General features: G+C 66.9%; 6 protein-coding genes. 1 reads left to right on the top strand and 5 read right to left on the bottom strand.

All coding sequences use genetic code 11. The features are described 5' to 3' along the window. The 5 genes from H0W40_RS12285 to H0W40_RS12265 all read right to left on the bottom strand — a co-directional run. The coding region (locus H0W40_RS12285; RefSeq protein ID WP_292446533.1) for a response regulator at nt 1-553 on the bottom strand (553 nt) is incomplete at its 3' end. Between the two features lie 49 nt (nt 554-602). After that, the gene (glnL, locus tag H0W40_RS12280; protein WP_292446531.1) at nt 603-1,685 is read right to left on the bottom strand and encodes a nitrogen regulation protein NR(II); all 1,083 of its coding nucleotides are present in this window, start codon (nt 1,683-1,685) and stop codon (nt 603-605) included. Nucleotides 1,686-1,722: 37 nt separating this feature from the next. Further along, nucleotides 1,723-2,283 (bottom strand): hypothetical protein, encoded by a 561-nt coding sequence (locus H0W40_RS12275; protein WP_367153805.1) that lies wholly within the window; start codon nt 2,281-2,283, stop codon nt 1,723-1,725. 201 nt (nt 2,284-2,484) lie between these two features. Continuing rightward, the gene (gene glnA / locus H0W40_RS12270) at nt 2,485-3,903 is read right to left on the bottom strand and encodes a type I glutamate--ammonia ligase (protein WP_292446529.1); all 1,419 of its coding nucleotides are present in this window, start codon (nt 3,901-3,903) and stop codon (nt 2,485-2,487) included. A gap of 218 nt (nt 3,904-4,121) precedes the next feature. After that, a complete protein-coding gene (locus tag H0W40_RS12265) occupies nt 4,122-4,943 on the bottom strand; it encodes a molybdopterin-binding protein (protein ID WP_292446527.1) in 822 nt (273 codons plus the stop codon). A gap of 86 nt (nt 4,944-5,029) precedes the next feature. On the opposite strand from H0W40_RS12265, the gene H0W40_RS12260 reads away from it, so the two are divergent. Further along, nucleotides 5,030-5,974 (top strand): ROK family protein, encoded by a 945-nt coding sequence (locus tag H0W40_RS12260; RefSeq protein WP_292446525.1) that lies wholly within the window; start codon nt 5,030-5,032, stop codon nt 5,972-5,974. Nucleotides 5,975-6,000 lie beyond the last annotated feature (26 nt).

Below are 6,000 nucleotides of genomic sequence, written 5' to 3'. Positions count from 1 at the left end.
CGCGCGGGCTGTGTTTGTGCAGCGCCTGGGCGACCAGCTCCTTGCCCGAGCCGCTCTCGCCGGTGATGAGCACGGTCACGTTGCTCTGCGAAAGCCGCCCGATGGCACGGAACACGTCCTGCATCGCGGGGGCTTGGCCCAGCATCTCGGGCATCTGCGACAGGCGTTCGTCGGCGACTTCCTCGCGCAAGCTCTCGTCGAGCGCGCGGCGTATCAGTTCGACCGCCTTGGTGAGGTCGAAGGGCTTGGGCAGGTACTCGAACGCCCCGCCTTGAAAGGCCGACACGGCGCTGTCGAGATCGGAGTAGGCCGTCATGATGATGACCGGCAACCCCGGCAACTGCGCCTTCACCGTGGCCAGCAGGTCGATGCCCGAGCCGCCCGGCATGCGGATGTCGCTGACCAGCACCTGCGGCGTGTCGCCGGACTCGAGGGCCGCGAGCACGTCCCTGGCACTGGAGAAGCTGCGCACCGGCAGTTCCTCCCGGGCGAGCGCCTTCTCGAGCACGAAGCGGATGGATTGATCGTCGTCGACGATCCAGATCGGTTTCATGCGGGTCTGCGTCAGGTCGGTGATTCGTCTGCCGCCCCGTCGGGGGCGCTCAGGGCAGCGGTATCGTGATCTTGAACAGCGTGCGGCCCGATACGCTCTCGCAATCGATCGTGCCGTGATGTTGCGCCACGAAGGTCTGCGCCAGTGTGAGGCCGAGGCCCGATCCGCCCTCGCGCCCCGAAACCAGCGGGTAGAAGATGCGATCGAGGATCGACGCCGCAATGCCCGGGCCGTTGTCCTCGACATGCAATTCCAGTGCCAATCGGAAGCGCTGCTTGCCGAGCGTGACCTGTCGTGCCACCCGCGTGCGCAGCACGATGCGTGCGTCTGCCGCTGCCATGCGCTCGCTCAGCGCCTGCGCGGCGTTGTGGGCGATGTTGAGAACGGCCTGGATGAGCTGCTCGCGATCGCCGCGGAAGTCCGGAATGGAGATGTCGTAGTCGCGCTGGATCGTCAGGCCCCTGGGAAACTCGGCCAGGATCAACGCGCGCACCCGCTCGCAAACTTCGTGGATGTTGACGTCGCTCACCAGGTGGGGCCGGCGATGGGGGGCGAGCAGCCGGTCGACCAGCGCCTGCAGCCGGTCGGCCTCCTTGATGATGACCTGCGCGTATTCGCTCAAGCTCTTGGAGGCCACCTCCATCTGCAGCAGTTGCGCGGCGCCGCGAATGCCGCCCAGCGGGTTCTTGATCTCGTGCGCGAGGTTGCGGATCAACTCCTTGTTGGCCTCGACCTGCCCCTGCGCGCGCTCCTCGCGGTCTTGCCGGGTCTGTTGCTCGATCTCGATCAGCTCGACCAGCGTGACGTCGGGGTCTTCCATCTGGTTGACGATGACGTGAACCAGCAGCGGCTCGGCGTGGGCGGCGACCGGGCGCTTCAGGTGGGCGTCGAGGCGGCTGGTGGAGAACTCGTTGCGCGCCACGGCCGCGACGGTCTCGCGCAGCAGTTCGGGCTCGACGAACCAGTCGAACCAGTCGCGCCGCCGCACATGGCGCCGGGACAGGCCCATCACGTTCTCGAAGGCGGCATTGGCGAACAGGCAGCGGCCGTCGCGGTGCACAACAGCCACCATGGTGGCGAGCAGGTCGAAGGCGTCGTGGCTGCCGGGTGCAGCCGGCACTTGCGGGCTCATCGCAACATGCGACCCGACGCCCTGCGCCACGCGTCGGTCAGACGCCGCCGCCGGTGGAGCCGGGGTTCGAGCCGGCGCTTGCGCCACCGAGTTTGTCCAGTTCGCGTCGCAGCGCAGCGACGTCGCTCTCGGAGCGCTCGATGCCGGACTTGAGTTCGGCCGTGCGGTCCAGGTACTTCTGGTAGTTCTTTTCGTCGCCGCGGCGCTCGGGCTGGCCATTGTTGTATTCCAGCTTGAGGCCCGCGAGGCGCTCCCCTTCTCGCCGCAGTTCGTTCTCGAGAATGCGGCGCTTGTCGGTGTCGCGAGCCCGCTGATCCGCGGGATCGACACGGCTGTCCGCGGGCCGGGAGGCCCCGCTGTCGACCTTCGGTGCAGGCGCGCGCCGCACGGGGGGCGACTGGATCACCGTCACCGAACCGCCTTCGAGCGCCTTGCAGCCTCTGTCGCTGGCTTCCTTCGGGGTGATGGTGCCCGTGTAGAGATTGCCCGGGCACTTGTAGACCACCGCGTCCTGCGCGAGCGCGCCGGTTCCTGCGCCGCATGCCAGCACTGCCACGGCCGCCGTCATCACGGCCCCGAACCCGACTCGCACCATCATTTCCTGCTCCTTCGCCACCTGCACGCGGACGCCTCGCGCCGGTGCGCATCGAGTATCCGGCATTCTTTTCTCTATGCGCAGGCGCACCGGGCATGGGGCTCGCCCCATGTGAAAAGGGACGGCCGGAGCCGTCCCTTTGTCACAGTCCTTGAAGGACTTGCGCGGGTTGCAATCGGCGCCAAGGGCGCCGCGCGGGTCGCTTTACAAGGTGTAGTACATGTCGAACTCGATCGGATGCGTGGCCATGCGAAAGCGCGTGACCTCCTGCATCTTGAGCTCGATGTAGGCGTCGAGATAGGTGTCGGTGAAGACGCCGCCCTTGGTGAGGAAGGCGCGGTCCTTGTCCAGGTAGTCGAGCGCCTGATCAAGGCTGTGGCAGACGGTCGGGATCTTCGCGTCCTCTTCCGGCGGCAGGTGGTAGAGGTCCTTGGTGGCCGCCTCGCCCGGGTGGATCTTGTTTTCGACGCCGTCCAGACCGGCCATCAGCAGCGCCGTGAAGCCCAGGTAGGGGTTCATCAGGGGATCGGGGAAACGCGCCTCGATGCGGCGGCCCTTGGGGTTGGCCACGTAAGGGATGCGGATCGAAGCCGAGCGGTTCTTGGCCGAGTAAGCCAGCTTGACCGGCGCCTCGAAGCCGGGCACCAGGCGCTTGTAGCTGTTGGTGCCCGGGTTGGTGATGGCGTTGAGCGCGCGGGCGTGCTTGATGATGCCGCCGATGTAGAACAGCGCGAACTCGCTCAGGCCGGCGTAGCCGTCGCCGGCGAACAGGTTCTTGCCGTCCTTCCACACCGACTGGTGCACGTGCATGCCCGAGCCGTTGTCGCCGACGATCGGCTTGGGCATGAAGGTGGCGGTCTTGCCGTAGGCGTGGGCCACGTTGTGGATCACGTACTTCTGCAGCTGCAGCCAGTCGGCGCGCTGCACCAGGGTCGAGAACTTGGTGCCCAGCTCCATCTGGCCGGCGGTGGCGACTTCGTGGTGGTGGACCTCGACCGGAATGCCCAGCGACTCGAGGATCAGGCACATCTCGGAGCGCAGGTCCTGCGAGCTGTCGACCGGCGGCACGGGGAAGTAGCCTCCCTTCACGGACGGGCGAAAGCCCGTGTTGCCGTGCTCGTACTCCTTGCCACTGTTCCAGGCCGCCTCTTCGGAGTCGATCTTGAAGAAGCACCCCGACATGTCGTTGCTCCAGCGCACGCTGTCGAACACGAAAAACTCGGGTTCGGGGCCGAAGAACGCGGCGTCGCCCAGGCCGGTGGACTTCATGTACGCCTCGGCGCGCTTGGCCAGCGAGCGCGGGTCGCGCTCGTAGGGCTTGCCATCGCCCGGCTCGATGACGTCGCAGGTGAGGATGATGGTCGGCTCTTCGAAGAAGGGATCGATGTTGGCGGTGTTGGGGTCCGGCATGAGCAGCATGTCGGAGGCTTCGATGCCCTTCCAGCCGGCGATCGAAGAACCGTCGAAGGCATGGCCCGCGCTGAATTTGTCTTCATCGAAAGCGGACGTGGGCACGGTCACGTGCTGTTCCTTGCCGCGGGTGTCGGTGAAGCGGAAGTCGATGAACTTGACTTCGTTTTCCTTCACCATCTTCATCACGTCGGCGACGGTCTTGTTGGCCATCAGGTTCTCCAGGCAGGGCGGTGTTATGGGGTCGGGTTCTTCTGTTCGGGCGCACGTCAGCCCGCCAGCGGCCCTCGAAAGGCTCGGCACAATTTAGCAGAAAGCATGCCCAGAATTGGGGCCGCCCGAAAGCGCACAAGCCGCTCTACACGCTATCGCAACGCCTCGCCGGGCTGGAATGCACCGCTTTGCGGCATCAGTGCCTGATTACGGTGCGCTCACGACTTTGTCATTCGCACCAATTCAGGGCCGAGTCGAGCGGGCACAGCGTTCAACCCAAGCCGCAAGTCGGCATAAGCCGCCTCGACCGCGACCGGTTCGCCCTTCACGCCGAGCTCGATGTGGCGCCCATGCACCGGATGATCGACGCTGGGCAGGCTGAACACGCGCACGCCGATGAAGCGAGCCTCGATGTCTTCCATCAGCGGCGTAAGCGCAGCCTCCATCGCGCCGTAGACGATCACCGAGCGCTCCGCGTGGCGCTGCTGTCCTTGCAGCGCGGCGTACTCGCCGTCCAGCACCCAAGCCATCATCGGCCAGGCCATGACGGGAAAGCCGGGCATGAAATGCACGGCGCCGCCTGCGACCCCCGCGCAGCTGAAGCCGGGGATCTTGTTGTACGGATTGGGAATGATGCGGGCGCCCGCAGGAAACACGCCCATGTTGAGCCGGTGGCGGTTGTCCTCGCGGTCGGCGTCGAAAGCGATGCCCTGCTCGGCCGCCACGTCGTGCATGCGCTGGAGGATGAGTTCGCGCGCCTCGTCGTGCAGCACCAGCGGCACATCGAGCGCCGCCGCCGCGCACTGGCGCGTGTGGTCGTCGGGCGTGGCGCCGATGCCGCCGCAGGAGAACACCGCCGCACCGCTCGCGAAGGCGGCACGCAGCTCTGCAGTGATGAGGCTGCGGTCATCGCCGACATAGCGCGCCCAGGCGAGTTGCAGGCCTCGCTCGCCGAGCAGTTCGATCGCCTTGGCGAGGTGCTTGTCCTGCCGCTTGCCGGAGAGGATCTCGTCGCCGATGATGATGAGGCCGAAGTCCATGCTGCGGCTCAGTACGAATCGACCGGTGATTTCATCCGGTAAGCATACCGAAGGCGCACGATGCACATCCTCTTGAACTTCAGTGCATGAACAAGCTTCAAGGGCCTGCCTTGGGCATCGATTTGGGCGGCAGCAAGATAGAGGCGCTTTTGCTGGATGCTCAGGGCGCCGAGCTCTGGCGCGAACGCGTCCCTACGCCAGCCGGCGACTACCGCTCAACCCTGGCAACGATCGCCTCGCTCGTCGAGCGCGCCCGCGTGGCGGCCGGCATGGCAGCGACTCTGGGCATCGGCTCGCCCGGCAGCGCCGATGCGCACGGCCGCATCAAGAATGCCAACTCGACCTGCCTGAACGGACAGCCGCTGCAGGCCGATCTGCAAGAGCTTGTGGGCCAGCCGGTCGCGCTGGCCAACGACGCCGATTGTCTGGCGCTGTCCGAAGCCACCGACGGTGCCGGCTCCGCAGCGGCGGTCGTCTTCGCCGTGATCCTGGGCACCGGCGTCGGTGCCGGCATTGCGGTGCACGGTCGTGTGCTGCAGGGGCCGAACGGCTTGTCAGGCGAATGGGGACACAACCCCTTGCCGTGGCCGAACGATGATGAGCGCCCGGGCCCGCTCTGCTATTGCGGCGCTCGCTCGTGCATCGAAACCTGGCTCAGCGGGCCAGCCCTGGCCGCCGACCATGCTCGCCGCTGTGGCGGCTCGCCGCTCGATGCGGCGGCCATCGCGCGTGCCGCAACCGCAGGCGATGCGGCCTGCCAAGCGAGCCTAGAGCGCCATGCCGCCCGGCTCGCCCGCGCGCTGGCGACGGTGATCAACCTGCTCGACCCCGACGTCATCGTGCTGGCCGGCGGGCTCTCCAAGCTGCCCGGCCTGGCCGAGCGACTGCCCGCGCTCTGGACGCCGTGGGTTTTCGGCGCCGGGGTCAATGAGCCGGTGCGAACGCGCCTCGCCCTGGCGCGACATGGGGATGCTTCGGGCGTGCGCGGTGCTGCATGGCTGGGCGGCAAATCGGCACAGCCCGTTTATTGAAACGAGGGCCCGCCCGGGGCAGCGAG

Source organism: Methylibium sp. (assembly GCF_013817345.1).
Classification (GTDB): domain Bacteria; phylum Pseudomonadota; class Gammaproteobacteria; order Burkholderiales; family Burkholderiaceae_C; genus Methylibium.
This window is presented reverse-complemented; position numbering and strand designations above follow the sequence as displayed.